This window comes from Paracoccus sp. MC1854, from assembly GCF_014164635.1.
Lineage (GTDB): Bacteria > Pseudomonadota > Alphaproteobacteria > Rhodobacterales > Rhodobacteraceae > Paracoccus.
This window is the reverse complement of record NZ_JACJFU010000002.1, coordinates 198,927-223,685: the sequence shown is the minus strand read 5'-3', so window position 1 is coordinate 223,685 and position 24,759 is coordinate 198,927. Positions and strand designations below refer to the sequence as shown.

Below are 24,759 nucleotides of genomic sequence, written 5' to 3'. Positions count from 1 at the left end.
GGCAGGCGCGCAGCTTCGGCGTGGCGCGCCTGAAGCGCTGGTCGCGGCTGCGGGTCAGCCTGCTAGCGGTTTCGGCTGTGTCGATGGTGGGCGTGATCGGCTTCGTGGGCCTTGCGGGGCCGCATATCGCCCGGATGCTGCTGGGTGAGGATCCCCGCTTCTTCCTGCCCGGCAGCCTGCTGGCGGGGGCAGTCATAATGTCGCTGGCCTCGCTGGTGTCCAAGACTGTCGTGCCGGGAGTGCTGCTGCCTGTAGGGCTTGTGACCTCGCTGATCGGGCTGCCGATCTTCGTCTCGCTGATCCTGCGGGGATACAGGCGGTGAGCGGCCTGCGGATCGAGGAACTGACCGTTTCCTACGGCCGTCGCCGCGTCCTCGAGGGGCCGGACCTGCCGCCCCTGATGCCCGGCGAGATCGTGGTGCTGACGGGACCGGACGCGGCCGGCAAATCCTCGCTGCTGAAGGGGATTGCCGGGTTTCTGCCGGTGCGCGGCCGGGTGATGTTCGGGGCCGCGACCTTTCGGCGCTGTCCGCTGTGGACCGGGCGCAGACCTTGGGCTTCATGCCGCAAACGCTGCCCTCGGGGGCGGCGCTGTCGGTCCTGGAAACCGTGATCGCCACGCGCTCGGCCAGCAGCGAGGGGACGGGCGCCGACCGGGCGGCGATTGCGGTGCTGGACCGGCTCGGCATCGGCGACCTGGCGCTGGATCGGCTGTCGGGCGGGCAGCGGCAGATGGCGGGGCTGGCGCGGGCGCTGGTCCGTGACCCCGCGCTCTTGCTGCTGGACGAGCCGACCAGCGCCTTGGACATGGACCGGCAGGTCCGCCTGGTGACCGAGGTGCGCCGCGTTGCCGCCGAGGGAGGGGTGGTGCTGCACGACCTTGCCCTTGCCGCGCAATGGGCCGACCGCATCGCCGTGCTGCACCGGGGCCGGCTTCACAGCTTCGGCACCCCAGCCGAGGTCGTCACGCCGAAGATGCTGGCCGATGTCCATGGTGTCGAGGCGCGGGTCGAGCGTTGCTCTCACGGCCGTCTCATGGTGCTGATCGACGGCGAGAGCGCCTGAGTGGTTTACATTCCGCGCGCGGCCGGTTGTCCTGTGCCCGTTCCATGAGGTGTCCTCCATGATCTACCGCGCCGCCGCCACCCTTGCCGGAGCGGCGCTGCGCGCTGCGGTTCCGCTGGCGGGCGTGGCCTTGCGCGAGCGGCTGGTGCTGGACGCCCTTCCCCTCCCGGTCGAGGGCGGCATCTGGGTCCATGGCGCGAGTGTCGGCGAACTGAACTCGGCCCATGCGGTGATCGAGGCGCTGGCCGCCGAACGCCCGCTGCTTGTGACGGCGAATACGGAAACCGGCCGGGCGGTGGCGCAGGGCTGGGGCTTGCCCGCGCGGCTGGCGCCGCTGGACGTGCCGGGGGCCGTCGCCCGCTTCCTCGACGCCGCCCGGCCCGCGCTGATGCTGACGGTCGAGAACGAGATTTGGCCCAACCGCGCCGCATTCGCGCGCCGCCGGGGCATCGCGCAGGCGATGATCGGGGCACGGATGTCGGAACGCTCGGCCCGGCGCTGGGGCAGGGCGCGCGGTCTCATCGGCCCGGTGCTGGAGGGGCTGGATCTGCTGTCGGCGCAGGACAAGGGGACCGAGGTGCGGCTGCGCGCGCTTGGCCTGCCGGAAGGGGCAATCGCGCCACGGCTGAACCTCAAGCTGCTCGGCCCCGCCGCGATCCGGCCGCCCCAGGACGCACCCGGGCGGGATCGCGTCTGGCTCGCCGCCTCGACCCACGAGGGCGAGGAAGCGCCGATCCTTGCCGCCCATGCGAGCCTGCTGGCGCGCTTTCCGGGGCTGCGGCTGATCCTCGCCCCCCGCCACCCGCGCCGGGCCGAAGAGGTCGCGAGGCTGATCGCCGCGCAGGGCTTCGAGGTCGCCCGCCTTGGCGACCGCGGCATCGCCGAGGCGGGCGAGCCGCCGGTCCTGCTGGTCGACCGGCTGGGCGTCATGGCCGAAGCCTACAGGGCGGCGGGCACCTGCCTGACCGGCGGTTCCCTGTCCGACCGCGGCGGCCATACCCCGTGGGAACCCGCCGCCTGGCGCTGCGCGCTGCTGCACGGGCCGCATGTCGCGAATTTCAGCGCCGATTATGCGCTGCTGGGCGCGCAGGGGGCAGCGCGGCAGGTCCGGGCGGATACGCTGGGGGGCGAACTGGCCGCGATCCTGTCCGATCCCCCGCGTCGCCATGCGATAGGACAGGCGGCGCGGCGGGCGCTGGACGCCGCCGCGCCCGATCCGGCAGACCTTGTCGCCCGGCTGCTGGCGCTGGCACCGCCCGCCTGATCCGCCTTCCGCCGCCCTCGGGGAATGCCTATATTCAACGCCCTGGAGGGTTGAACCGCATGATCCGTTATGCACTGCGCTGCGACAAGGGGCACGATTTCGACGGCTGGTTCCGTTCGGCTGCGGGCTTTGACAGGCTGAACGCGGAAGGGCAGGTGAACTGTTCCATCTGCGGCAGCCCCACCGTCGAAAAGGCGCCGATGGCCCCGGCGGTGCCCTCGCGCGACGAGACGGGCGCGCGGCCGCTCGACCAGCCCGGCTCGGCGCTCGAGGCGGCGATGACGATGCTGCGCCGGCATGTCGAGGAAAACTCCGACTATGTCGGCGAGAGCTTCGCGGCAACCGCGCGGCAGATGCATGACGGCGAGATCCCGCACCGCTTGATCCACGGAGAGGCGCGGCCGGATGAGGCGCGCAAGCTGCTGGAAGACGGCGTGCCGGTCGCGCCGCTGCCCTTCCGCGTCACCCGCAAGCTGAGCTGAGACGCCTGCGGCAATAGAAAAGACCGGCGGAAAGCCGGTCTTTCTGATGCCCTTCCGATGTCCTTCAGGACACCAGCGGCTTGTTGTTCTGGACGTGCCGCATCGCCAGCTTGCGCCCCATGCGGCCCGACGCCATCACGCGGGCGGCGGGATAGCTGACGCTTTCGTCCCGCAGTTCGGGGAAGATCGCGAAGATCTCCTCGCGCCCGGCCTCGCCCGCCATGTTCAGCGCGTTGCGCCCCGGGTGCAGCGATTCCGTTTCGGCGCCGTTTGACCAGACCACCTGATGGTCGTCGAACAGGAAGTGGACGTAATCCACGCCCTTCAGATCCTCGGCCACGTCGATGCCGTCGACCAGCAGCAACTGCTTGGCCGCGACCAGAACCTCGGGCGCGCCGAACAGCCGCTGCGCCAGCTTCGAGCGGACCAGCACCCGATGCTGCGGCGACACCACCAAGTCGGCCGCGGGCGTGTTCCGGCCCAGCGCGCCCGCCCTGATGCGGATCGGGCGCAGGTTCGGCGCGGCCTCAAGCTCGGCCTCGGTCAGGTGGCGGTGCCCGATCCAGCGGATCGGCTGGGGGCCTGCGTCCCTTGTCGTGACCAGCATCCCGACCTGAAGGTCGCCTGCGGGAACCCGACCCTCGGGCGTGTCGATCAGCGCGTCGGCGCCGAAGCAGAGAACTGCTACGCTGTCATTCGTGAGGCTGTCGCCCGCCACCGCCGTGTTATTATTGCGAATGCTCAGCGTAAACGCCTGCTGGAAGCCGTTTGCGGTCGTGATGCTGTTCAACACCCCGTCGTCAGCCTGGTCCGCATGCAACCAGCCAAGCGCGTTCTGGTAGGTTGCAAGCCCCTGCGCCGCGCGCGAGGCGTTAAGGATCGCAAGGTTGGCATCGTTGTAATAGCTGCCGAGGTCGACCTGATCGTTGTCTCCGGTGAGGCTGTCGACTGTGAAATCGGTAATCACGTCTCCCGTGCGGACGACGAACACGTCACTGCCGGCACCCCCGGTCAGCATGTTGTTGCCTGTGCCGCCATCCAGCGTATCGTTGCCATCCCCGCCTTCAAGCACATCGTCGCCTGCGCCGCCGAACAGGCGGTCCGCGCCCGCGCCGCCAACCAGCGAATCATTTCCGTCCCCGCCCTCGAGCAGATCAGCGCCCTCGCCGCCCAGAAGCGTGTCGCGGCCGGCGCCACCCTGCAGGATGTCGTTGCCGGCGCCTCCTTCCAGCGAGTCGTCGCCGAAGCCGCCGAGGATCGAATCGTTGCCCTCGCCGCCGAACAGGCGGTCCGCGCCGCCGAGGCTGTCGGTGCCGTTGATGTCGTCGCCGTAGATCGTGTCGTCGCCGGCATTGCCGTAGAGGGTGTCGGCACCCAGCCCGCCGGTGACGGTATCGTTGCCAATCCCCGCGATAACAGAGTCGTCGCCCGTGCCTGCATCGATGCTGTCCGCCCCGCCCAGCGAACTGGTGCCAAGGGTATCGTCGCCGTAGATGGTGTCGTTGCCCGTGCCGCCGTTCAGGCTGTCGCCCGCCGCGCCGCCCACGATCAGGTCGTCGCCACCGCCGCCCAAGATGGTGTCGATGTCGCCGGGGCCGGTGCCTGCGGCATCGTCGCCGTAGAGCGTGTCATTGTCGGCCCCGCCATCGAGCGAGTCGCGCCCCGTGCCGCCGGTCAGCGTATCGGTCCCTGCGCCGCCATAAAGCGAGTCGTTCCCGGCACCGCCATCCAGATTGTCGGCGCCCGCCTCGCTTGCGTTCGCGGCCTGGCTGTCGTTGCCATAACCATAGATCAGGTCGTTGCCATTGCCGCCATTGACGACATCGTTGCCCGTGCCCGCATAAACAGTGTCGTTGCCCTCGCCCGACTGGATCGTGTCGTTGCCGGCAAAGCCGCGTACAAGGTCGTCGTTCGTATTGTTGCGGCCATACCCTGCGGTTGCATCGCTGTTGTCGATCCTGTCGGCACCCGCTTCAAGATAGGTGGAGGTGATCGAATCGTTGCCCGATGTTCCATCGACCAGTCCGTCGGCAAAGGCATTGGCGGCGCGGTTAAACACCAGACCGTCCGAGTCCATATCTGTGACAGTGCCAAGCCTGACCGACACGATCGCGTCGGAGTTCAAAACAGGTTGGTTCCCGGCCGGGTCGATGAACGGCGCCAGAAAGGTTTCGCCGGTTGTTGTCTGGAAGATGAGCACGGGAAAGCTGGCCGTGCTGCCGTCGTGAAACTGGATTGTCGAATTATAGACGGTCAACCCGTCGTATGTCATTAATTGGGGCGTTCCACTGCGGTTCAGGTCAACGCTGATCTGGTCATTGGCAACGCTGTTGTCCTGCTCCAACAACGTCGCCTCACCACCTCGACTAATGCCAGTCACAGCAAAGATGTTCTTGTGCAAAGGATCGGCAGTGGTGCCGAAGCTCCTGTTTACAAGAAGGTTGGCGTTCTCGCTGATCGTGTTGCGAGTAGAACCGCTTCCCTCGGTCGGATCCAGGACGATGTCGGTCGCTGGAGTTCCCCTCACCAGATCACCCAGATAAATCGCATTCCACGTCGTCGGCATTCCTCACTCCCTTTCGGCAGTATCACGGTTGAGACCCGGTCAAGCGGGCCGTCGATCTGCAAGAGCATCTGCCTTGCGCGATTTCGGTTCGGCCCGGCAGGTTGCCGAACAGGACGTTAGGGGGAGAGATGAATCCCCGAGGCTGCGTTTCAGGGGCAGTCCCCCATCGAAATGGCGCACCGGCGACGTGTCGCCTATACGGCAGGGGCAAAGGGCCGACGTTCGATGAGGCTGAATGAATGCAGGTCCAGCCAAGTGGTCGAATCATGCTTGCTTTCAGACTGCGAACCACAACTGCGGTCGAATCGTTGGGCGTGATGCCCGTTTAAAGTGAAAAAGACATAGCATTGCCCGTTTAAGCAGAAAACCCTCAAAAACATCGGCCTGCCATCCAGTTGCAAGGATGCCGCACTTGCCCTTGCGCGGGCGCGGCCCTAAGAGCCTGCCGTCCGAAACCTGCGACTGGGGGGCTGTCCGCGTGCCGCTTCTGGTGATGAAATTCGGCGGCACTTCGGTGGCCGACCTCGACCGCATCGCGAATGCCGCCCGAAAGGTGCAGCGCGAGGTCGAACGCGGCTACGACGTCATCGTCATCGTCAGCGCCATGTCGGGCAAGACCAACGAACTCGTGGGCTGGGTCGAGGGCACCTCGCGGCTTTACGACGCGCGGGAATATGACGCCGTGGTCGCAAGCGGAGAGAACGTGACCGCCGGGCTGATGGCGCTGCGGCTGCAGGAAATGGGCGTGCCGGCGCGAAGCTGGCAGGGCTGGCAGGTGCCGATCAACACCACCGCCCAGCACGGGGCGGCGCGGTTCCTGTCGATCCCGCGCGAGAACGTCGATCAGAAATTCGCCGAAGGGATGAAGGTCGCCGTGGTCGCGGGCTTCCAGGGGATCGGGCCGGACGGGCGGATCACCACGCTGGGGCGCGGCGGGTCCGACACCACGGCCGTGGCCTTCGCCGCCGCCTTCGGGGCGGAACGCTGCGACATCTACACCGACGTGGACGGCGTCTATACGACCGATCCGCGCATCAGCGACAAGGCCCGCAAGCTGGACCGCATCGCCTTCGAGGAGATGCTGGAACTGGCCTCGCTGGGCGCCAAGGTGCTGCAGACGCGCTCGGTCGAGCTGGCGATGCGTTTCAACGTGCGCCTGCGGGTGCTGTCGTCCTTTGACGAAACCGACGAAACCAGCGGCACGCTGGTCTGTGCTGAGGATGAAATCATGGAATCCAGGGTCGTTTCCGGCATTGCCTACTCGCGCGACGAGGCCAAGATCACGCTGGTCACGGTCGAGGACCGCCCCGGCATCTCGGCCGCCATCTTCGAGCCCTTGGCCGAAGCGGGGGTCAACGTGGACATGATCGTCCAGAACATTTCCGAACGCGACTACGAGGATCATCCGGGCGCCGTGACGGACATGACCTTTTCGGTGCCGGTCAACCAGGTCGAACGCGCCCGCAAGGCGATGGAACAGGCTCGCGAAAACGGCAAGATCGCCTATGACGACCTGGCCGTCGATACCGAAGTGGCCAAGGTCTCGGTCGTGGGCATCGGGATGCGGTCCCACGCGGGCGTTGCCGCGCGCATGTTCCGGGCACTTGCCGACGAGAACATCAACATCAAGGTCATCTCAACCAGCGAGATCAAGATTTCGGTGCTGATCGACCGCAAGTATATGGAACTGGCGGTTCAGGCACTGCATGATGCCTTTGAGCTGGAAAAAGCCTGATTGACGCGCGTCGGTCACGGCCCGCTCGTGATCGCGGAAAGGAACGCGCCACCCATGCCCGAGCGGACGGAAAGCGAATCGCGCAAGCTGCTCAGGCGGCTGCGCGACACGCTGGCCGCCCCCGGCGACGGGCAGGCGCGGCTGGACAGCATCACGCATCACATAGCCGATTCGATGCGGACGCAGGTGTGCTCGATCTACCTGTTCTGCGATCCCGACACCCTTGAACTCTGCGCGACCGAAGGGTTGCGGCGGCAGGCCGTCCACCAGACCCGCCTGCGGCTGAACGAGGGACTGGTGGGCCGGGTCGCCCGCACGGGGCGGCCGATCAACACGGCCAACGCGCCCGCCGAGCCCGGCTTCCGCTACATGCCCGAGACGGGAGAGGAGGTCTTCCCCTCGTTCCTGGGCGTGCCGATCCAGCGCGTGGGCGAAAAGCTGGGGGTGCTGGTCGTCCAGTCGCGCGAGGCGCGCGAATATTCCGACGACGAGATCTACGGGCTGGAAGTCGTGGCGATGGTTCTGGCCGAGATGGCGGAACTGGGCGCCTTCCTGGGCAACGGCGCGCAGCTTTCGGCCCATCGCCTGCCGCTCGTCTTCCGCGGGTCCACCGGGCAGGAGGGCTCGGCCGAGGGCCATGTCTGGCTGCACGAACCGCGCGTCGTCATCACCAATCCCGTCGGCGACGACCCCGAAAAGGAACGCGCCCGGCTGACCGAGGCCGTGGCCATGCTGCGCCAGACCGTGGACGACATGGTCGACAGCGCCGATCTGGTCAGCGGCGACGGCGAGGGGGTGCTGGAAGCCTACCGGATGTTCGCCCGCTCGCGCAGTTGGCTGAGGCGGATGGAGGAGGACATCGACCTTGGCCTTTCCGCCGAGGCGGCGGTGGAAAAGGAACAGTCCCACGCTCGCGCCAAGCTGGAAAGCACGGGCGACCCTTACCTGCGCGACCGGCTGCACGATCTTGACGACCTTTCGAACAGGCTGCTGCGGATCCTGACGGGGCAGGGCCGCAATACCGGGATCCCGATGCCCGCGGACCCGATCCTCGTCGCCCGCAACATCGGCCCGGCCGAGTTGCTGGAATACGGCCGCAGCCTGCGCGGCGTCGTGCTCGAGGAAGGCTCGGTCGGCAGTCACGCCGTGATCGTGGCCCGCGCGCTGGCGATCCCGCTGGTGATCCACGCCGCGCGCATCACCTCGGACGCGCTGAACGGCGACCCGATCCTGGTCGATGGGGACACCGGCCTTGTCCATCTGCGACCTGAGGAAACCGTCGCCGCGGCCTTCCGCGACAAGATCGCGATGCAGACCGAGGCGCAGAAAAGCTATGCGGGCTTGCGCGACCTGCCCGCGCGGGCGCTGTGCGGCACGACGGTCAGGCTGATGATGAACGCGGGGCTGATGGCGGACCTGCCCAGCCTTGAAGGCTCGGGCGCCGAGGGGGTGGGGCTTTTCCGCACCGAACTGCAGTTCCTGATCCGCAGCCGGGTTCCCCGCCGCAGCGAACTGGCGGCGCTGTACCTGCGCGTCATGGACAACGCCCGCAGCAAGCCGGTGATCTTCCGCACGCTCGACATCGGGTCGGACAAGGTGCTGCCCTACATGAAACGCATCGATGAGCCGAATCCGGCGATGGGCTGGCGCGCGATCCGGGTGGGGCTGGAAAAGCGCGGCGTGCTGCAGATGCAGTTGCAGGCGCTGATCCGCGCGGCCGAGGGGCGCGAGCTGCATGTGATGTTCCCCTTCGTCGCCGATTGCGACGAATTCTACGAGGCCCGCGCCATGCTGATGGCGCAGATGGAACGCGAGGCCGCGATGGGCCACGCGCCGCCGACCGGCGTGAGGGTGGGGGCCATGCTGGAAACCCCGTCGCTTGCCTTCGCGCCCGAGGCGTTCTTCCGCGCCTGCGATTTCATCTCGATCGGTGGCAACGACCTCAAGCAGTTCTTCTTCGCCGCCGACCGGGAAAACGAGCGGGTCCGCAAGCGCTATGACACGCTGTCGGCCCCTTTCCTGGATCTGATCGAGATGATCGTGAACCGCTGCGCCGCCACCGACGTGCCACTGAGCTTCTGCGGCGAGGATGCCGGCCGGCCGGCCGAGGCCGCTACCCTGGCCGCGCTGGGATTGCGGGTCCTGTCGATGCGCCCGGCCTCCATCGGGCCGGTCAAGGCGCTGCTGCGCCGCACCGACCTGGCCGCGCTGAAGGCCCTGATCGACACCGAGCGCGCGGCGGGCACCGTGACCCTGCGTCCGGTCGTTGCCCGGTTCCTGGGTCTCATCTAGCGGCAGGCGGCCAGCGCCTTTCCGACCGAGCGGATCAGTTCGGGATACATCCCGGACCCGAGCGGAATCGAGTCCCCGGCCGGGTCCACGACGGCGGTCTTCACGCCGCGCCCGCGGAACACCGTTCCCATGAGATCGGGGTCGAACTGCGGCTCGGTCAGGGCGCAGGTGACGCCCAGATCGGCCACGCGGTCGCGCAGCTCGGCGATGCGGGCGGGACCGGGGGGCGAGGCATCGCTGAGCGCGATGGCGCCCACCGCCGTCAGGCCGAAGCGGTGTTCGAAATACTGGTAGGCGTCGTGGAAGACGATGAAACGCAGGTCCTGCAGGGGGGCGACGATGGTACGCGTATCCTCGACCGCCGCCTCGATCTGCGCGACGCCCGCCGCGGCATTGGCGTGGTAGCGAGCTGCGTTTTCCGGGTTGATGCCGGCCAGCGCCCTGGCGATTACCCCCAGCCAGATCTTGCCGTTCTCGGGGTCGAGCCAGGCATGGGAATCGAGGGGGCCGCCCGTCGCATGGTCATGGTCCTCCTCGCCATGGTCATGCGGCTCGAAGGTGGCGCCGGTCCGCATGGGCAGGGTGATCGTTTCGGGCTGTTCCAGCAGCCGCAGCCGCTGGGCCGATCCGGCCAGCGAGGTCAGGGGCCGGTCCATCCAGGGCGAAAGCTGCGGCCCGATCTTGATAACGATATCGGCCTCGCGCAGCTTTTTCGCATCCGAGGGCTTCAGCGCGTAAAAATGGGGCGAGCCGCCGGGCGGGATCAGCAGGTCGGGCTGGCCCACCCCTTCCATCACCTGCGACACCAGCGAATGGACGGCGGCGATGTCGGCCACGACCTTCGGCGGCTCGGCCCCGGCCGGAAGGGCGAGGACGGCGGTCAGCGCCGCGAACAGCAGGGATCGTGGCATTATCTTCCACTCCGGTCTGGAACATTCCGGCGAGTTATAGTATAACGTTTCTGCCGTCAATAATCGCGAGGGGCGCCATGCATGACCATGACCGCTGCATTGCCAGGGCGATGGCCCATGTCGATTCCGCCTGTGCCGAGGAAGGCCTGCAAATGACCCCGGTGCGCCGCCGCGTGCTGGAGATCCTGCTGGAAGGGCACCGGGCGCTGGGCGCCTACGAAATCCTCGACCGCCTGCGGGCCGAAGGCTTGGGCAGTCAGCCGCCGGTCGCCTATCGCGCGCTGGACTTCCTGCGCCGCGCGGGCTTCGTCCACCGGATCGAGACGCTGAACGCCTTTGTCGCCTGCACGAAAGGCGGAGAGGGCCATGTCCCCGCCTTCCTGATCTGCCGCCAGTGCCATCGGGTGATCGAAGCCTCGGCCGAACCCGCGCAGGGCCAGCTTGAAAGCGCGGCCGAAGGCGCGGGCTTCGCCATCGAAACCGCCGTGCGCGAGGCCGAGGGGCTTTGCGCCGACTGCCGGACCGCCGCGTGACCGGCGGCGAACCCCTTGTGACGCTGGCGGGCGTGTCGGTCGCGATGGGCGGTCAACCAGTCCTGACAGCCATCGACCTGACCATCCGGCGGGGCGAGATCGTCACGGTGGTCGGCCCGAACGGATCGGGCAAGACCACGCTGATGCGGGTGATCATCGGTGCGGTGCGGCCCGATGCGGGCCGGCTGGCGCGGGCGCGGGGCCTGCGGCTCAGCTATGTGCCGCAGCGGCTGGCGATCGACCCGACCATGCCGATGACGGTGGGGCGCTTCATGAACCTGCCGCAGCGGCGCGACCCGGCCGCCATCGCCGGGGCGCTGGACCGCGCCGGGCTGGCGGGGCTTCAGGCGCGTCCACTCGCCGGACTGTCGGGCGGGCAGATGCAGCGGCTGCTGCTGGCCCGGGCGCTGCTGAATCGGCCGGACCTGCTGATCCTCGACGAAGGGACCGCGGGGCTGGACCAGCCGGGGGTCGCCGCCTTCTACGAACGGATTGAGCAGGTGAACCGCGAGACCGGCTGCGCCGTGCTGATGGTCAGCCACGATCTGCAGGTGGTGATGCGGGCCTCGGACCACGTGATCTGCCTGAACGGCCATATCTGCTGCGAGGGGACGCCCGAGACCGTCTCGATCTCGCCCGCCTATCTGGGCCTGTTCGGGGGCGGGGCAGGGGCGCTGGCGCTTTATCGTCACCATCACACCCACAGCCACGATGACGGCCAGCCCTGCGCCCACAGCCACGAGGACGCCGCCTGATGCTGGACGACTTCATGCTGCGCGCGGCCATGGGCGCGATCGGGCTGGCTTTCGCCTGCGCGCCCCTGGGCTGCTTTGTCGTCTGGCGGCGCATGGCCTATTACGGCGACGCCACGGCCCATGCGGCGCTGCTGGGGGTGGCGCTGTCGCTGGCCTTCGCCCTGCCGCTGTTCCCGGCAGTGATCGTGGTCGCCTTGGTCATGGCGGCGGTGGTCGCCGGAATGGCCGGGCGGCAGTCGGTGGACACGATGCTGGGCGTCCTGTCGCACGGGGCGCTGGCCGCGGGCATGGTCGCGGTCAGCTTCGTGCAGGGGGTGAGGACGGACCTGTCGGCCTATCTGTTCGGCGACATCCTGTCGGTGACATGGGCCGACCTCGCCCTGATCTGGGGCGGCGCGGCGCTGGTCGCGGCGCTGATCGCCTGGCGCTGGTCGGCGTTGCTGCTGGCAACTCTGTCGCCCGAGATGGCGGTGGCCGACGGCATCCGCCCGCGGGCCGAGCAATGGGCGCTGAACATCGCCCTCGCGCTGGTCGTCGCGGCGGGCATCCGCATCGTCGGCGCGCTTCTCATCAGCGCCATGCTGATCATCCCCGCCGCCGCCGCCCGTCCCCTGGCGCGTTCCCCCGAAGCGATGGTGGCCATCACCGTCCTGATCGGCTCGGGTGCCGGGCTGCTGGGCCTCGGCGCGGCCTTCCGGCTGGACACGCCCACCGGCCCCACCATCGTCTGCGCGGCGGTGGCGCTGTTCGCCATGGTCACGGCGCTGACCCTGACCCGCCGCCGCATCGCCGCCCGGGGATTTTCCTGACCCAACGTCAGCCCCCGCGCCTATACTGCCCGCAGGGAGAGGCCGAATCATGGAGACACGCCATCACGCCGACCGCGTGATCGAGCGGACCTGCGCGTCCAACGACCTGACGCCGCTGACGGCAAGCTGGCGGCGGTCAGCGCTGCGGCATGGGCTGGACCCTGCCGCCCCTGTCCGGGCGCAACGACTGACAACGGCGGAACTCGCCGCCCGGCGCGAGGCCATGGGCGCCTTCCTGTCGGTCGCGGCCCAACCGGTGGACGAGCTTTACCGTCTCGTCAGCGGCTCGGGCTGCGCCGTCCTGCTGACGGACGCGGACGGCATCCTGCTGGACCGCCGCGCCCAGGCCGCCGACGCGGCGGTCTTCGACGCCTGGGCGCTCGCCCCCGGCGCCGACTGGTCCGAGGCCGCGCAGGGCACCAACGGCGTCGGCACCTGCCTTGCCGAAGGGCGCGGCGTCATCATCCACCGCGACCAGCATTTCCTGTCCTCGAACACGGGGATGAGCTGCATCGACGCGCCCATCCACGGGTCCGAGGGGCAGATCATCGCAGCGCTGGACGTCTCCAGCGCCCGGGCCGACGCGACCGAGGGGATCAACGCCCTGATCGCCGCCATGGTCGGCCAGTCCGCCCGCGCCATCGAGGTCGCCTGGTTCCGCGCGGCCTTCCCCGGCGCCCGCATCGTGGTGGCAGGCGAGGGGACCGAGGCGCTGGTCGCCGTTGACCGCGACGACCTCGCCATCGGTGCGACCCGCGCCGCTCGCCGGGCGCTGGGGCTGCCGAAGACCGGCGCGCTGAAGCCGCGCCCGCTGTCGGACCTGCTGGCCGAGGCAGAGGGCGGCGAAGGCGGGTTCGACCGCGCCGAGCGGGCCGCCGTGATCCGGGCGCTGGCCCGCGCTGAAGGCAACGTTTCCGCCGCCGCCCGCGCGCTGGGCGTCGGCCGCGCCACGCTTTACCGCCGGATGAGCCGCCTGGGGATCGCGCCCGAAGGCGCGCGTCCCGGAATCGAGACAGTCGGGCGGGCCGATGTCCCGCCCGGCGGTTGACCGCAAGCCTTCGGGCTTTGCACCATGTGCCCGTCCGGAAACGAGGAGCCGGGCCGCATTCTCTGGGAGGAGACACCATGCCCAACGACCAGACGCATGAGTTCAAGGGCGTCAGCGCCATGCCCTTCGCGGCGCGCTATGACAACTTCATCGGCGGCAAGTGGGTCGCGCCGAACGCCGGCCGCTATTTCGACAACACCACGCCGATCACCGGCGCGAAGATGAGCGAGATCGCGCGGTCCGACGAATCCGACATCAACCTGGCGCTGGACGCGGCCCATGCCGCAGCCGACGCTTGGGGCCGCACCAGCCCGCAGGAACGCTCGCGGGTTCTGCTGAACATCGCCGACCGGATGGAGGCGAACATCGAGCTGCTGGCTGCGGCCGAAACCTGGGACAACGGCAAGCCCATCCGCGAAACGATGGCCGCCGACCTGCCGCTGGCGATTGACCACTTCCGCTACTTCGCGGGCGTGCTGCGGTCGCAGGAAGGCAGCCTGAGCCAGATCGACGACAACACCGTCGCCTACCACTTCCACGAACCACTGGGCGTGGTGGGCCAGATCATCCCCTGGAACTTCCCGCTGACGATGGCCTCGTGGAAGCTGGCCCCCGCGCTTGCGGCCGGCAACTGCGTGGTGCTGAAGCCCGCGGAACAGACGCCGGGCAGCATCATGCTGCTGATGGACCTGATCGGCGACCTGCTGCCGCCGGGCGTGCTGAACGTCGTCAACGGCTTCGGGCTGGAAGCGGGCAAGCCGCTGGCCTCGTCCAAGCGCATCGGCAAGATCGCCTTCACCGGCGAAACCTCGACCGGCCGGCTGATCATGCAATATGCCGCCGAGAACCTGATCCCGGTGACGCTGGAACTGGGCGGCAAGTCGCCCAACGTCTTCTTCGCCGATGTCGCGCGCGAGGATGACGATTTCATGGACAAGGCGCTGGAAGGCTTCGCCATGTTCGCGCTGAACCAGGGCGAGGTCTGCACCTGCCCGTCGCGCGCGCTGGTGCAGGAATCGATCTACGAGCGCTTCATGGAAAAGGCCGTGAAGCGCGTCGAGGCGATCAAGCAGGGCGATCCGCGCGCGTCCGACACCATGATCGGCGCGCAGGCGTCCAAGGAGCAGCACGACAAGATCCGCTCCTACTTCGACATCGGCCGGGACGAGGGCGCCGAGATCCTGACCGGGGGCGATGTGGCCGACCTGGGGGGCGAGCTGTCCGCGGGCTACTACATCAAGCCCACGATCTTCTCTGGCCACAACAAGATGCGGGTCTTCCAGGAGGAGATCTTCGGCCCCGTGGTGTCGGTCACCACCTTCAAGACCGAGGCCGAGGCGCTGGAGATCGCCAACGACACGCTTTACGGCCTTGGCGCCGGCGTGTGGAGCCGCGATGCGAACACCTGCTACCGCATGGGGCGCGGCATCAAGGCGGGCCGGGTGTGGGTGAACAACTACCACGCCTATCCGGCGCATGCGGCCTTCGGCGGCTACAAGCAGTCGGGGATCGGGCGCGAGACGCACAAGATGATGCTGGACCACTACCAGCAGACCAAGAACATGCTGGTCAGCTATTCGCCCTCGAAGCTGGGCTTCTTCTGAGGCCTTTCGCCTGAAACGATTGCCTGCCGTGGAAACGCGGCAGGCATTTTTTGTGCGCCCTTGGGCCAAGGAAGCAGCCAACCGCCCGTAAGGGCGGAAGATACATGCAAAAAGGGGAAATGGCGGACCCGGAGCGATTCGAACGCCCGACCCCCAGATTCGTAGTCTGGTGCTCTATCCAGCTGAGCTACGGGTCCGTCGTAGGGCGGGTAGGTAGGGCTAGCCGCAGGGGGATGCAAGCGGAAAAATCGCGCACCGCGATCTTTTCCGCGCGTCAGGCCGCCGCGATCTCGCGCGGCAGGCGGAGCTGGAACTCGGTTCCCGTCTCGTCTGTGCGCGCCAGTTGCAGCCGGCCGCCGTGGCCCCGGATCAGGTCGGCGGCAATGGCAAGGCCAAGGCCGGTGCCGCCCTTGCGGATGCCGCCGGTGAAGGGCTGGAACAGGTTCTCGCGCGCCTTCTGCGGCAGGCCGGGGCCGGTGTCGCCGACGCGGATGCACCAGTGGCTTTCGTCCTCGGTGGCGGAAATCTCGATGGTGCCGGGCTGGCGGGTCGCCTCGATCGCCTGCCGCGCGTTGCGGGCAAGGTTCGCCAGCACCCGGTAAAGCTGGTCGCGGTCGGCGCGGATGCGCATCCCGGCGGGGATATCGGCGATGAACTCGACGGCCGCCTCGCCCATGGCCTCGCTGGCAAGCTCCTCGGCCTCGATGACTTCCGCGACCAGCGGGCGCAGGTGGAACAGCGACAGCGAGGGGCGCGGCTCTTCGGCCTTGCCGAAGGCCAGCGTCGTTTCGCAGAGGTTCACCGCGCGCGAGATCGAGCCCATCAGCTTGGGCGCGGCACGCCGCACGGCCGGGTCGGCGCTTTCCTCCAACCGGTCGGCAAGGATCTGGCCCGTGGTCAGGATGTTGCGCAGGTCGTGGCTGATCTTGGCCACCGCCTGTCCAAGCTGGGCCAGCCGTTCCCGCTGCTTCAGCGAGGCGGTGACGGTGTGCTGCAGGCCTGCCAGCGCGATCTCGGCGTCGCGCACCTCGCCCATTCTGGCTCCTGGCGTGATGATCGTGCGGCTGTCCTCGGGCGAGGCCGCATAGGCGGTCATGTGACCGATCACGCCCCGGATCGGCCGGACGATCAGCCGCTGCGTCGCCAGGTTCAGCAGCACCGCCGTCAGCAGCGAGAAGGCGGCCGAAACCGCCAGCAGGCGCAGGGCGAACTCGATCATCGCCGCCCGCATGGGGGCGGTATCCATCGTGATCTCGATCAGTTGCCCCGCGTCGCGTACCGGCTCTCCGATCACGCGGATGACCTCGGGCTGGGCGTTCAGCAGGCGGCTCATCGTGTCGCGGACGTCGGCAGGCCAGTTGCGGTCACGCAGGTCGTAGGTGGCCGAGATTGCCTGCGGCAGGGCCGAAGACAGCACCAGTTGGCGAATGTCGTCGCGGCGCAGGACGACGTTGAAGACGCCCGCGTTTTCCAGCAGCTCGCTTTCAAGGTCGGCGGCGATGGATTCGTCGGTCGCCAGCAGCGCGAGGCTGGCGATCTGCGCCCGCTCCAGCCGTGTTTCCAGGTAGTCGCGGCGGAAGTTGGTGACGCTGGGAACAAGGATGAGGATTTCCGCCAGCAGGACGAACACGATCGTCAGCAGGGCAAAGCGGCCGGAAATGCTGTTGAAGGTCATGTGGTTCCGTATCGTCCCAGAGCCGGGGCGCCGGCAATCGCATCGGCCCTTGGCGGCGCTGATGTTCAAACATATGTGATCCTGGCCGGGTTCCAAGGGTGCGACGACGCGCCGTTGCGTCGCGAAAAACAGGTGGGGCGGCGGTGTTTCTGTTGACTCGCGGGTCTGCCGGCCGTATCAGCCGGGCTTCGCATTCCCGGCGCGCCTGCGTGGGCCAATGGCCCATACCCTGCGCGTCCCAGTTGTTGGAGCAAGACGATGAAACGCACCTTCCAGCCGTCGAACCTGGTTCGCGCGCGCCGGCATGGTTTCCGCGCCCGCATGGCCACCAAGGGCGGCCGTCGGGTCCTGAACGCCCGCCGCGCCAAGGGCCGCAAGGTCCTGTCGGCCTGATCGGCCTTGAGCCGGTGGCCGAGGCGCTGACCGCTGACGTCCCGGCACCCGCCGGTGACGCGCAGGACGCCTGCCGACCGGCCATGACGACCCTGGCCCGCCGCGCCGATTTCCTGCGCGCGGCATCCGCCCGCCGTCAGGGAACGGCGGGCTTTCTGCTGCAGGCCCGTCGCCGCGACCCAGCCGAGGCGGGCACGGCGATCCGCGTTGGTTATACCTGCTCAAAGAAGCTCGGCAATGCCGTGGCCCGCAACCGCGCCAAGCGGCGTCTGCGGGCGCTTGCGCGCGAGGTGATCCCGGTACAGGGGCAGGGCGGCTGGGACTATGTGCTGGTCGGCCGCCCCGAGGCGACCGCCACCCGCGACTTTGCCGATCTGCGCGCCGACCTCAGCCGCGCGCTGGCCCGCGTCCATGCCGGTCCCGATCCGCGCAGCCCAGATCCAGGCGCTCAGCCCCGCCGAAGGGGCAGGGGATGACGCCGCTCGCCCGCATCGTCGCGCTGCCGGTGCGCGCCTATCGGCTGCTGTTCAGCCCATGGGTGGGCCATGCCTGCCGCTTCCAGCCGACCTGCTCGGCCTATGCGCTGGAGGCGCTGGAGCGGCACGGGTCGTTGCGCGGAGGCTGGCTGACGCTGCGCCGTATCGCGCGTTGCCATCCTTGGGGCGGCTGGGGGTATGATCCGGTACCGCCTGCCCGGACGGCCCGCCGATGACTGGCCGCCTGTGCGATCCTGCCGGGCCTGCTGCTGGTTGCGCTGCTGACTTTCGTTTTCGAGGCATGGGTCCCGCGATGCCCGCGCCTTACCTTCCAAGGGCCGCCTGATGCTGGACGACGCCACCGACACCGCCGACGAGACTGAGATTCACCCGCTGTTCCGCGGCGCGCCCTCCTCCACCGAGTTCCGCAAGCTGAGGAAGCGCCTCGTGCGCGAGGTCCGGGCGGCGATCGAAACCTATCACATGGTCACACCCGGCGACCGCTGGCTGGTCTGCCTGTCGGGGGGCAAGGACAGCTATACGCTGCTGGCAGTGCTGCATGAGCTGAAATGGCGCGGGCTGCTGCCGGTCGATCTGCTTGCCTGCAACCTCGATCAGGGCCAGCCGGGCTTCCCCGCGACCGTGCTGCCCGAGTTCCTGACGGAACGCGGCGTTCCGCACCGGATCGAGTATCGGGACACCTATTCCGTCGTGAAGGCCAAGGTGCCCGAGGGCCGCACCTATTGCAGCCTGTGTTCCCGCCTGCGCCGGGGCAACCTGTATCGCATCGCACGCGAGGAAGGGTGCAGCGCGGTCGTGCTGGGCCACCACAGGGATGATATTCTGGAAACGTTTTTCATGAACCTGTTCCACGGCGGAAGGCTGGCCTCGATGCCGCCAAAGCTGCTGAATGAGGACGGCGACCTGAACGTGCTGCGCCCCTTGGCCTTCGTCGCCGAGACCGACTGCGAGCGTTTTGCCCGCGCCATGAACTATCCGGTGATCCCCTGCGACCTTTGCGGCAGCCAAGAGGGGTTGCAGCGGATGCAGGTCAAGAAGCTGCTGGATGAATGGGAAGCGCGCAGCCCCGGCCGCCGGCAGGTGATGTTCCGGGCGCTGACCAACGTGCGCCCCTCGCATCTGCCCGACCCGGCGCTGTTCGATTTTGCCAACCTCGCGCCTGCGCCGACGCCCGCCGGGGACGTGCCCCGGCTGCGTGATCAGGACTGAAGCGGCACGTCCTCGCTTTCCGGCCAATGCGCGAAGGGCAGCACCCGCCCGTTGCGGCGGCTTTCGGCGATGCGGTCGAGGTCGATTTCTGCCTTGATCCAGCCGGGCGCGTCCATCACCCCTTCCGCCACGATCCCGGTTTCCGGCCACAACCCGTCCGGGGGCGCGTAGATCGCGGCGATCCCCCGGTTCTCGTCAATGGCGGGGTTCCAGTCGCAGTCGCCCACGGTCGGGGCCTGGACGACGACGCATTGGTTCTCCAAGGCCCGTGCCATGCAGCCGATGCGGACGCGCATGAAGCCCGCCACGCTGTCGGTGCAGCTTGGGGCCAAGAGGATCTCGGCCCCGGCTTCCGCCAGCTTGCGGGCAAGCAGGGGGAACTCGCTGTCGTAGCAGATGATGATGCCGAGCTTTCCGACGGGCGTGTCAAAGACCTGCAGGCCCGGCGCGCCGGTCACGTTCCAGTCCTCGCGCTCGAAGCGGGTCATGATCTGCTTGTCCTGATGCCCGATTCTCCCCTGCGGCCCGAATAGCACCGCCCGGTTTACTGGCCGCCCGCCGCGCGTCGGGAAAGCGGGACCCGAGGCCGCGAGGATATGGCAGCCATGCTCCGCCGCGAGCCGCGCATGGAGTGCGTCCCGTGCGGCCTCGTGACGCACGACCTCGTGCAGGCTGGCTTCAAGGTCGCGGGCAATTTCAGGGCCGCCGAGACTCGCCAGTTCCATCGCGCCATATTCGGGGAAAACCAGCAGGTCGCAGTCGGCGGCCTCGGCAACCCATCGGGCGATCTTCGCCTCATAGGCCGCGAGGTCGTCGAACCAGTCGAAGGGATAGGCAGCGGCGGCGATGCGGACGGTGCGGCTCACAGCGGTTTCATCCAGAATTGCAGTTGCTTGGTCGTCTCCTCGGCGTCCCCGAGATCGCGCCAGTAGAAATTGGCGACAACGCCCGGCAGCGGCTGGTAGCCGCGCTTGCGCCAGAAGCCGTCGAGGGGACGGTAATCCGCGGGCCGTGCCGGGTGGTCGGGGGGGCGGATGACCGAGCAGAAGGCCGAGAAGCGCCGCCCCAGGCTGCGCGCCTGTTCCTCGCGCCCATCGAAGAAGGCGTGGCCCAGGCCATGGCCGCGATATTCGGACAACAGGACTGACTCGGCGCAGTAGAAGATGTCCTCCAGCCGCTCGGGGCGGTCCTCGAAGGCGGCTGCGAAATCCTCGGCGTGATGTTCCATCGGCGCGCCGGTGGCAGCGCCGATCATCCGGGGGCCGTCCATCGCCGCGACGACCACCGCGCCGGGGACGGTGTAGGCTTTCAGATACTCGCGCTCATACCCCTCGTCGCCGTCGTAAAGATAGGGCCAGTCGCGGAACACGGCGATCCGCAGCCGGGCGAGGTCGTCCAGCGCCCCCGCCACTGCCTCGCCCGTCAGGATGCGCGTGCTGATCACGAAACCTGCCGTACCCAGTCGGCGAGGTTGTAGTAGGTCGTCACCCGCGCGATCTTGCTGTCCCTGATGGCGAAGAACGTCCCGGCGGGCAGGCGATAGCTCTGGCCGCGTGCCTCGGGCAGGCCTGGGTCGGTCTTCAGGTAGGTGCCGTTCACCACGAACTCGGCGGCGCCCCGGCTGCCGTCCTCGCTGGCGAAGATCACCATGTCGGTGAGGTTCTCGCGGTAGGTCTCGCTCATGTGCCGGTTGAAGGCGGCGAAGCCGTCGCGGCCGCGGCGGATGCCGCCCTCGTTGACGTGATGCTCGAACTCGTCGTGCAGCATGGCCTCCATCGCCTCGGGCTCGCCCCGGTTGAAGGCGTCGTAATAGGCGGCGATCAGTTGCTTGGTCTCGGCTTGGGACATGGGCTTCCTTTCCGTGGTTTCCCAAGGACTAGCGGGGCGGGGCGCGAAGGTCAGCCCCCTCCGAAGGTCGGACGGCTTGCGCGGCGGGCGTCCTTTGGGCAGGGTCGCGCGGCCAAAGGAGAACGCCCATGACCGCCCGCACCATCACCTGCTTCAAGGCTTACGATTTGCGCGGCCGCCTGGGCGACGAACTGGATGAGGATGTCGCCTGGCGCGTGGGCCGCGCCTTTGCCATGCGTCCGGGTACCCGGCGGGTGGTCGTGGGGCGCGACGGGCGGGAAAGCTCGCCCGCGCTGGTGGCGGCGCTGATGCGCGGGCTGGTCGAGGGCGGCGTCGAGGTGCTGGACCTTGGCCTCGCCGGCACCGAGGAGATGTATTTCGCCACCGATCACCTGGGCGCGGATGGCGGCATCGAGGTCACCGCCTCGCACAACCCCATCGACTATAACGGGATGAAGCTGGTCAAGCGCGGGGCCGCGCCGCTGGACCCCGCGACCGAGCTGGCCGAACTGGCGCAGGTGGCGCAGGCGGGCGAGTTTCCCGAGACTGCTCGGGGCCGGGTGACGGACGCAAGCGGAACCCGCGCCGACTATGCCCGCCGCGTCTGCGACTTCGTGGAGGCCCCGGCGCTTGGCCCGCTGAAGCCGCTGGTGAACGCGGGGAACGGCGTCGCCGGTCCCGCCTTCGACGCCATCGCGGCGGAACTCGCCCGGCGCGGTGCGCGGCTGGAGATCGTCCGCATCAACCACGAGCCGGACGCGAGCTTTCCGAACGGCATCCCGAACCCGCTGCTGCCGGAAAACCAGCCGATGACCTCGGACGCGGTGCTGGCGCATGGCGCCGATCTCGGCGTCGCTTGGGACGGCGACTTCGACCGCTGCTTTCTTTTTGACGAGACGGGCCGCTTCATCCCCGGCGAATATGTCGTGGGGCTGCTGGCGGCGGCCTTCCTCGACCGCCATCCCGGCGCCCGCATCGTCCACGATCCCCGGGTCGTTCTGAACACCCGCGACATCATCGCCCGGGCGGGGGGAGAGGCGGTGCAATCGAAAACCGGCCACGCCTTCGTCAAGCAGGCCATGCGGGAAAGCGGCGCGGTCTATGGCGGCGAGATGTCCGCGCATCACTATTTCCGCGACTTCGCCCATGCCGACAGCGGCATGATCCCCTGGGCACTGGTGGCCCAGCTCATCAGCCGCTCGGGCCAGCCCCTGTCGCGGCTGGTGGGGGACCGCATGGCGGCCTTCCCGTCCTCGGGAGAGATCAATTTCCGCCTGTCCGATCCCGACGCGAGCCTTGCCCGCGTGCTGGCGGCGATGCAGGCGCAGGCCATCGCGCGGGACGACACCGACGGCATCAGCCTCGAATACCCGGAGTGGCGCTTCAACCTGCGCCGGTCCAACACCGAGCCGGTGGTGCGGCTGAACGTGGAATCCCGCGGCGACGCCGCGCTTGTCGCGGCGAAGGTGGCAGAAATCTCGGCCCTGCTGGCGGGCTAGTCGCCGACCGTATCCGGCACGCCCATGACATGTTCATGGTAGGCGATGGCGTCGTCGATCTTGTCGAAGACCGTCAGCCGCGCCCGGTCCAGCACCGCGCCCATGTTGCACAGCCGCCGGATCATCGGCATCGAATGGCTGACCACGATGGCCGAGGACCGCTGCATCCGGTCGGTGAAGACGCGCTGCGACTTTTCCCGGAACTCGGCATCGCCCACGCTGGTCACCTCGTCCACGAGGTAGGTGTCGAAATGGATGCCCATGCTGCATCCCATCGCCAGCCGCGACTTCATCCCCGAGGAATAGGTGCCGAAGGGCATGTGGTAGCTGTCGCCCAATTCGGCGAAATCGGCGACGTAATCGACCAGCCCGTCCGTGTCGACGCCGTAGATGCGGGCGACGAAGCGGATGTTCTGCGCCCCCGTCAACTCGTGGTGGAAGCTGCCTGCGAAACCCACCGGCCAGGAGATCGAGCCGTCCGAGACGATCCTGCCCGTCGTCGGCAGCGCCGTTCCCGCGATCATCCGCAGCAGCGTCGATTTCCCCGCCCCGTTGCGGCCCAAAAGCCCGACCGAGGCGCCGGTCGGGAACACCGCGTTCAGCCCGTCCGCGACCACCTTACGCCGGCCATTGGCGTAGTAGATCTTTGTCAGGTTCTCGAGCCGGATCATCGCGCTGCCTTAGCGCCGGTCGCGCACGCTGTAATAGACCAGGATCATGATCGACCACAGCAGAAAGGCCATCCCCGCCCCCAGCGCCAGCAGCCAGGGCCGCGCAGGCTCCAGCGATCGTTGCGCGAGGGTGGGGGTGATGTGGGCGGCCAGGTAGCGTGTCTGCCGCTGGGCCGCGGCAAGGGCGGATTCATAGGCGATGCGAGAGGACTGGTGCATCCCTTCCGCGAATTCCAGATCGACCTTCAGGCGTTCGTAATCCGCCATCATCTCGGCGTAATTCTCGCCGTCGGGGGTGTCGCCGCCGAACTTGTCGCGCTCCTGCTCGATCTGGTTTTCCAGCGAGGCGACCCGCAGCTCGGCCTGGACGATCCGCTGGTCGCCAGCGCGGGCGTTCTGGCGCAACTGGTCCAGCGCGACCTGCGCTTCGGCCAGCTGGCCCTGCAGGGTGGTCATCACCGTCATCTGCGCGCCCAGGTCGATGGTCGGATCAACGATGCGGGTGCGGACGCGGAAGGCGGTCATCGCCTGGCGCGCCTCGGTCAGCACGGCGCGGGATTTCTCCAGTTCGGCCTCGGCCTGCGTGGTGGCGTCGCGGCGGGCGTGTTCGGACAGGCTGTTCACCACCCGCTCGCTTTCCGCAAAGACCGTGTCGGCGATGGCCTTGGCATCCTCGGGCGTGAAGGCGCTGACCTTGACGGTGATGATGCCGGAGGAATCGTCGTAGTAGATACTGACCTGCCGCCGCCAGTAGTTGGTCAGGTCCTCGATCGTGCCTTCGGGGTTGAAGGCAAAGACGAAGTCCTGCGGCCAGTTGCGCGAGAACATCGCGCGGATGTCCAGCGTCTCGTCCGTCCGCTGCACGAGATCGGGCGAGCGGATGAATTCGTAAAGGATGTCGGTGTCCGAAGCCGTGCCCGAGGAACTGCCGCCGAAGATGCCCCCGAACATGTCGATCGAGGGCGTGCCTTCCTCTCGCCGGACCGAGAAGCCGACGGTCGAGGAAAACTGGTCCGTCGCCCGCGTCCACAGATAGGCGCCCCAGAGGGCCGTGGGCAGGATCACCAGCAGGAACAGGCTGAACAGCAGCACCCAGTGCCGGCGCTTCGGCCGCGCGACCGGCGCAGGCTCGGCGACCGGGGGAAAAACCGCGGCCTGGGGCGGAACGGCTGGGGGCGGGGGCGAGGCGGGCCGGGGCGCCGGCGGCGGCGCGACGGGACGCGGAGCGGCTGGAACAGACGCAGGCTGGGCCGCGGTGGCCGGCGCTTGCGCAGGCGCGGGTGCCGGGCGGGCTGCCGCGGCGCGCGCGGCTGCGGCGGCGGTCGCGGCGTCGGCCGGGATCAGGCGCCCCGGCGTCGGCTCGGGCGCGGCAGGTTTCGGCTGCGTGGCCGCCGGGGCGGGCTGTGCCGCAGCCTTGGGCGGCGCGCTGGCCGCCGCCGTGCCGCCAGCGGGCTGCACTGCGGGTTGGGCCGCCTGGGGCGCGGCGGCAGGGGACACGGGCGCCGGTTTCGCGGCGGGGCTGGCCGCCTGCGGCTTGGCAGACTCCGCGGCTTTCCCGGCCTCTGCTGCGGCCGGCGCGGGTTTCGAAGCCGGTTTCCCCGAGGGTTGCGGCGGGGCAGAAGCCGGTTCGGTCTTGGGCGTATTGGCGGGCGTGGATGCGGCGCCCTGCGCCCCCGGAGCCCCCGGCCATGCGGGGCCGTTGGGCGGCGTCGCTTGCGCGGGGGCGGCGGGGCGGCTCTGGCCCGGCGGCTCGGCCTGGGGGGCGGGTTGCGGACGATCGCTGGCCATATGGGCTTTCGCTGCTTCCAAATTACGGGCAGTTGTTACAGAGCCGTGCCATCGAACGCCAGCCTCAGCAGTAAAATGTCCGACACCCCCCAGCCCTCAAAGCCGACGCCAGTCC

24 protein-coding genes, 1 tRNA gene and 1 pseudogene are annotated in these 24,759 nt (G+C 68.6%); 17 read left to right on the top strand and 9 right to left on the bottom strand.

Translation table 11 applies throughout. From position 1 onward, the window contains the following. Nucleotides 1-17: 17 nt before the first annotated feature. The 5 genes and pseudogenes from H5395_RS03130 to H5395_RS03115 all read left to right on the top strand — a co-directional run. Nucleotides 18-323, top strand: a pseudogene (locus H5395_RS03130) (iron chelate uptake ABC transporter family permease subunit); the annotation flags it as partial. Next, entirely contained in the window at nucleotides 320-613 is a 294-nt protein-coding gene (locus H5395_RS18740) for an ABC transporter ATP-binding protein (protein ID WP_255440478.1), read from the top strand. The pseudogene H5395_RS03130 and the gene H5395_RS18740, both read left to right, overlap by 4 nt. Further along, entirely contained in the window at nucleotides 562-1,065 is a 504-nt protein-coding gene (locus H5395_RS03125) for an ABC transporter ATP-binding protein (RefSeq protein ID WP_255440476.1), read from the top strand. Before H5395_RS18740 ends, H5395_RS03125 begins: the two co-directional genes overlap by 52 nt. A 58-nt stretch (nucleotides 1,066-1,123) precedes the next feature. After that, on the top strand, nucleotides 1,124-2,329 hold the full coding sequence (locus H5395_RS03120) for a 3-deoxy-D-manno-octulosonic acid transferase (RefSeq protein WP_182791066.1): 1,206 nt from the start codon (nucleotides 1,124-1,126) through the stop codon (nucleotides 2,327-2,329). 59 nt (nucleotides 2,330-2,388) lie between these two features. Further along, entirely contained in the window at nucleotides 2,389-2,811 is a 423-nt protein-coding gene (locus tag H5395_RS03115) for a DUF1178 family protein (RefSeq protein ID WP_182791065.1), read from the top strand. A 64-nt stretch (nucleotides 2,812-2,875) separates the two neighbouring features. On the opposite strand, the gene H5395_RS19315 is transcribed toward H5395_RS03115, so the two are convergent. Further along, nucleotides 2,876-5,377 (bottom strand): Hint domain-containing protein, encoded by a 2,502-nt coding sequence (locus tag H5395_RS19315; protein WP_182791064.1) that lies wholly within the window; start codon nucleotides 5,375-5,377, stop codon nucleotides 2,876-2,878. Between the two features lie 478 nt (nucleotides 5,378-5,855). Here H5395_RS19315 and H5395_RS03105 point away from each other — a divergent pair, with 478 nt between their 5' ends. Next, complete coding sequence (locus tag H5395_RS03105; RefSeq protein ID WP_182791114.1) at nucleotides 5,856-7,112, top strand: aspartate kinase; 1,257 nt, start codon at nucleotides 5,856-5,858, stop codon at nucleotides 7,110-7,112. Nucleotides 7,113-7,166: 54 nt separating this feature from the next. Then, nucleotides 7,167-9,404, top strand: a complete 2,238-nt coding sequence (ptsP, locus tag H5395_RS03100) for a phosphoenolpyruvate--protein phosphotransferase (protein WP_182791063.1) — start codon at nucleotides 7,167-7,169, stop codon at nucleotides 9,402-9,404. On the opposite strand, the gene H5395_RS03095 is transcribed toward ptsP, so the two are convergent. Then, on the bottom strand, nucleotides 9,401-10,315 hold the full coding sequence (locus H5395_RS03095) for a zinc ABC transporter substrate-binding protein (RefSeq protein WP_182791062.1): 915 nt from the start codon (nucleotides 10,313-10,315) through the stop codon (nucleotides 9,401-9,403). The genes ptsP and H5395_RS03095 overlap by 4 nt on opposite strands. A gap of 77 nt (nucleotides 10,316-10,392) precedes the next feature. Here H5395_RS03095 and H5395_RS03090 point away from each other — a divergent pair, with 77 nt between their 5' ends. From H5395_RS03090 to adh, 5 genes are all read left to right on the top strand, one after another. Beyond that, on the top strand, nucleotides 10,393-10,848 hold the full coding sequence (locus tag H5395_RS03090; RefSeq protein WP_182791061.1) for a Fur family transcriptional regulator: 456 nt from the start codon (nucleotides 10,393-10,395) through the stop codon (nucleotides 10,846-10,848). A gap of 44 nt (nucleotides 10,849-10,892) precedes the next feature. Continuing rightward, a complete protein-coding gene (locus tag H5395_RS03085) occupies nucleotides 10,893-11,603 on the top strand; it encodes a metal ABC transporter ATP-binding protein (protein ID WP_182791113.1) in 711 nt (236 codons plus the stop codon). Next, nucleotides 11,603-12,412, top strand: coding sequence for a metal ABC transporter permease (locus H5395_RS03080; protein WP_182791060.1), 810 nt, complete (start codon nucleotides 11,603-11,605; stop codon nucleotides 12,410-12,412). The genes H5395_RS03085 and H5395_RS03080 overlap by 1 nt, the downstream gene beginning before the upstream one ends. Before the next feature lie 49 nt (nucleotides 12,413-12,461). Next, a complete protein-coding gene (locus tag H5395_RS03075; RefSeq protein ID WP_182791059.1) occupies nucleotides 12,462-13,460 on the top strand; it encodes a GAF domain-containing protein in 999 nt (332 codons plus the stop codon). Between the two features lie 77 nt (nucleotides 13,461-13,537). Next, nucleotides 13,538-15,064 (top strand): aldehyde dehydrogenase, encoded by a 1,527-nt coding sequence (gene adh / locus H5395_RS03070; protein ID WP_182791058.1) that lies wholly within the window; start codon nucleotides 13,538-13,540, stop codon nucleotides 15,062-15,064. A gap of 120 nt (nucleotides 15,065-15,184) precedes the next feature. Here the strand turns inward: adh and H5395_RS03065 are convergent. Together H5395_RS03065 and H5395_RS03060 are read right to left on the bottom strand one after the other, a co-directional pair. Then, nucleotides 15,185-15,261: transfer RNA gene (locus H5395_RS03065), tRNA-Arg, on the bottom strand. Between the two features lie 77 nt (nucleotides 15,262-15,338). Then, entirely contained in the window at nucleotides 15,339-16,739 is a 1,401-nt protein-coding gene (locus tag H5395_RS03060) for a HAMP domain-containing sensor histidine kinase (protein ID WP_182791057.1), read from the bottom strand. Nucleotides 16,740-16,997: 258 nt separating this feature from the next. On the opposite strand from H5395_RS03060, the gene rpmH reads away from it, so the two are divergent. The 4 genes from rpmH to ttcA all read left to right on the top strand — a co-directional run bounded on the left by rpmH (nucleotide 16,998) and on the right by ttcA (nucleotide 18,838). Next, a complete protein-coding gene (rpmH, locus tag H5395_RS03055) occupies nucleotides 16,998-17,132 on the top strand; it encodes a 50S ribosomal protein L34 (RefSeq protein ID WP_073061402.1) in 135 nt (44 codons plus the stop codon). A gap of 83 nt (nucleotides 17,133-17,215) precedes the next feature. Next, on the top strand, nucleotides 17,216-17,608 hold the full coding sequence (gene rnpA / locus H5395_RS03050; protein ID WP_182791056.1) for a ribonuclease P protein component: 393 nt from the start codon (nucleotides 17,216-17,218) through the stop codon (nucleotides 17,606-17,608). Next, a complete protein-coding gene (gene yidD, locus H5395_RS03045; RefSeq protein ID WP_182791055.1) occupies nucleotides 17,605-17,844 on the top strand; it encodes a membrane protein insertion efficiency factor YidD in 240 nt (79 codons plus the stop codon). Before rnpA ends, yidD begins: the two co-directional genes overlap by 4 nt. A gap of 109 nt (nucleotides 17,845-17,953) precedes the next feature. Continuing rightward, on the top strand, nucleotides 17,954-18,838 hold the full coding sequence (gene ttcA, locus H5395_RS03040; RefSeq protein WP_182791054.1) for a tRNA 2-thiocytidine(32) synthetase TtcA: 885 nt from the start codon (nucleotides 17,954-17,956) through the stop codon (nucleotides 18,836-18,838). Here ttcA and H5395_RS03035 read toward each other — a convergent pair. From H5395_RS03035 to H5395_RS03025, 3 genes are read right to left on the bottom strand one after another with little or no spacing between them, the layout of a single operon-like run. Then, a complete protein-coding gene (locus H5395_RS03035) occupies nucleotides 18,829-19,704 on the bottom strand; it encodes a carbon-nitrogen hydrolase family protein (RefSeq protein ID WP_182791053.1) in 876 nt (291 codons plus the stop codon). The two genes, ttcA and H5395_RS03035, sit on opposite strands and share 10 nt — an antisense overlap. Further along, nucleotides 19,701-20,282, bottom strand: coding sequence for a GNAT family N-acetyltransferase (locus H5395_RS03030; protein WP_182791052.1), 582 nt, complete (start codon nucleotides 20,280-20,282; stop codon nucleotides 19,701-19,703). The genes H5395_RS03035 and H5395_RS03030 overlap by 4 nt, the downstream gene beginning before the upstream one ends. Further along, nucleotides 20,279-20,686, bottom strand: a complete 408-nt coding sequence (locus H5395_RS03025) for a ketosteroid isomerase-related protein (RefSeq protein WP_182791051.1) — start codon at nucleotides 20,684-20,686, stop codon at nucleotides 20,279-20,281. Before H5395_RS03025 ends, H5395_RS03030 begins: the two co-directional genes overlap by 4 nt. 128 nt (nucleotides 20,687-20,814) lie before the next feature. Here H5395_RS03025 and H5395_RS03020 point away from each other — a divergent pair, with 128 nt between their 5' ends. After that, complete coding sequence (locus tag H5395_RS03020; protein ID WP_182791050.1) at nucleotides 20,815-22,185, top strand: phosphomannomutase; 1,371 nt, start codon at nucleotides 20,815-20,817, stop codon at nucleotides 22,183-22,185. On the opposite strand, the gene H5395_RS03015 is transcribed toward H5395_RS03020, so the two are convergent. Together H5395_RS03015 and H5395_RS03010 are read right to left on the bottom strand one after the other, a co-directional pair. Continuing rightward, nucleotides 22,182-22,856, bottom strand: coding sequence for an ABC transporter ATP-binding protein (locus H5395_RS03015; RefSeq protein WP_182791049.1), 675 nt, complete (start codon nucleotides 22,854-22,856; stop codon nucleotides 22,182-22,184). The two genes, H5395_RS03020 and H5395_RS03015, sit on opposite strands and share 4 nt — an antisense overlap. 9 nt (nucleotides 22,857-22,865) lie before the next feature. After that, nucleotides 22,866-24,644 carry a capsule biosynthesis protein gene (locus H5395_RS03010; RefSeq protein WP_182791048.1) on the bottom strand — a complete coding sequence of 593 codons (1,779 nt, stop codon included), beginning with the start codon at nucleotides 24,642-24,644 and terminating at the stop codon, nucleotides 22,866-22,868. Between the last annotated feature and the right edge of the window lie 115 nt (nucleotides 24,645-24,759).

Excerpts from the sequence above, each read along its gene's own strand:
- H5395_RS03125 (WP_255440476.1), top strand. The coding sequence starts at position 562 with ATGCCGCAAACGCTGCCCTCGGGGGCGGCGCTGTCGGTCCTGGAAACC.
- H5395_RS03120 (WP_182791066.1), top strand. The coding sequence starts at position 1,124 with ATGATCTACCGCGCCGCCGCCACCCTTGCCGGAGCGGCGCTGCGCGCT.
- H5395_RS03115 (WP_182791065.1), top strand. The coding sequence starts at position 2,389 with ATGATCCGTTATGCACTGCGCTGCGACAAGGGGCACGATTTCGACGGC.
- H5395_RS19315 (WP_182791064.1), bottom strand. The coding sequence starts at position 5,377 with ATGCCGACGACGTGGAATGCGATTTATCTGGGTGATCTGGTGAGGGGA.
- ptsP (WP_182791063.1), top strand. The coding sequence starts at position 7,167 with ATGCCCGAGCGGACGGAAAGCGAATCGCGCAAGCTGCTCAGGCGGCTG.
- H5395_RS03095 (WP_182791062.1), bottom strand. The coding sequence starts at position 10,315 with ATGCCACGATCCCTGCTGTTCGCGGCGCTGACCGCCGTCCTCGCCCTT.
- H5395_RS03090 (WP_182791061.1), top strand. The coding sequence starts at position 10,393 with ATGCATGACCATGACCGCTGCATTGCCAGGGCGATGGCCCATGTCGAT.
- H5395_RS03085 (WP_182791113.1), top strand. The coding sequence starts at position 10,893 with ATGGGCGGTCAACCAGTCCTGACAGCCATCGACCTGACCATCCGGCGG.
- H5395_RS03080 (WP_182791060.1), top strand. The coding sequence starts at position 11,603 with ATGCTGGACGACTTCATGCTGCGCGCGGCCATGGGCGCGATCGGGCTG.
- H5395_RS03075 (WP_182791059.1), top strand. The coding sequence starts at position 12,462 with ATGGAGACACGCCATCACGCCGACCGCGTGATCGAGCGGACCTGCGCG.
- adh (WP_182791058.1), top strand. The coding sequence starts at position 13,538 with ATGCCCAACGACCAGACGCATGAGTTCAAGGGCGTCAGCGCCATGCCC.
- H5395_RS03060 (WP_182791057.1), bottom strand. The coding sequence starts at position 16,739 with ATGACCTTCAACAGCATTTCCGGCCGCTTTGCCCTGCTGACGATCGTG.
- rpmH (WP_073061402.1), top strand. The coding sequence starts at position 16,998 with ATGAAACGCACCTTCCAGCCGTCGAACCTGGTTCGCGCGCGCCGGCAT.
- rnpA (WP_182791056.1), top strand. The coding sequence starts at position 17,216 with ATGACGACCCTGGCCCGCCGCGCCGATTTCCTGCGCGCGGCATCCGCC.
- yidD (WP_182791055.1), top strand. The coding sequence starts at position 17,605 with ATGACGCCGCTCGCCCGCATCGTCGCGCTGCCGGTGCGCGCCTATCGG.
- ttcA (WP_182791054.1), top strand. The coding sequence starts at position 17,954 with ATGCTGGACGACGCCACCGACACCGCCGACGAGACTGAGATTCACCCG.
- H5395_RS03025 (WP_182791051.1), bottom strand. The coding sequence starts at position 20,686 with ATGTCCCAAGCCGAGACCAAGCAACTGATCGCCGCCTATTACGACGCC.
- H5395_RS03020 (WP_182791050.1), top strand. The coding sequence starts at position 20,815 with ATGACCGCCCGCACCATCACCTGCTTCAAGGCTTACGATTTGCGCGGC.
- H5395_RS03015 (WP_182791049.1), bottom strand. The coding sequence starts at position 22,856 with ATGATCCGGCTCGAGAACCTGACAAAGATCTACTACGCCAATGGCCGG.
- H5395_RS03010 (WP_182791048.1), bottom strand. The coding sequence starts at position 24,644 with ATGGCCAGCGATCGTCCGCAACCCGCCCCCCAGGCCGAGCCGCCGGGC.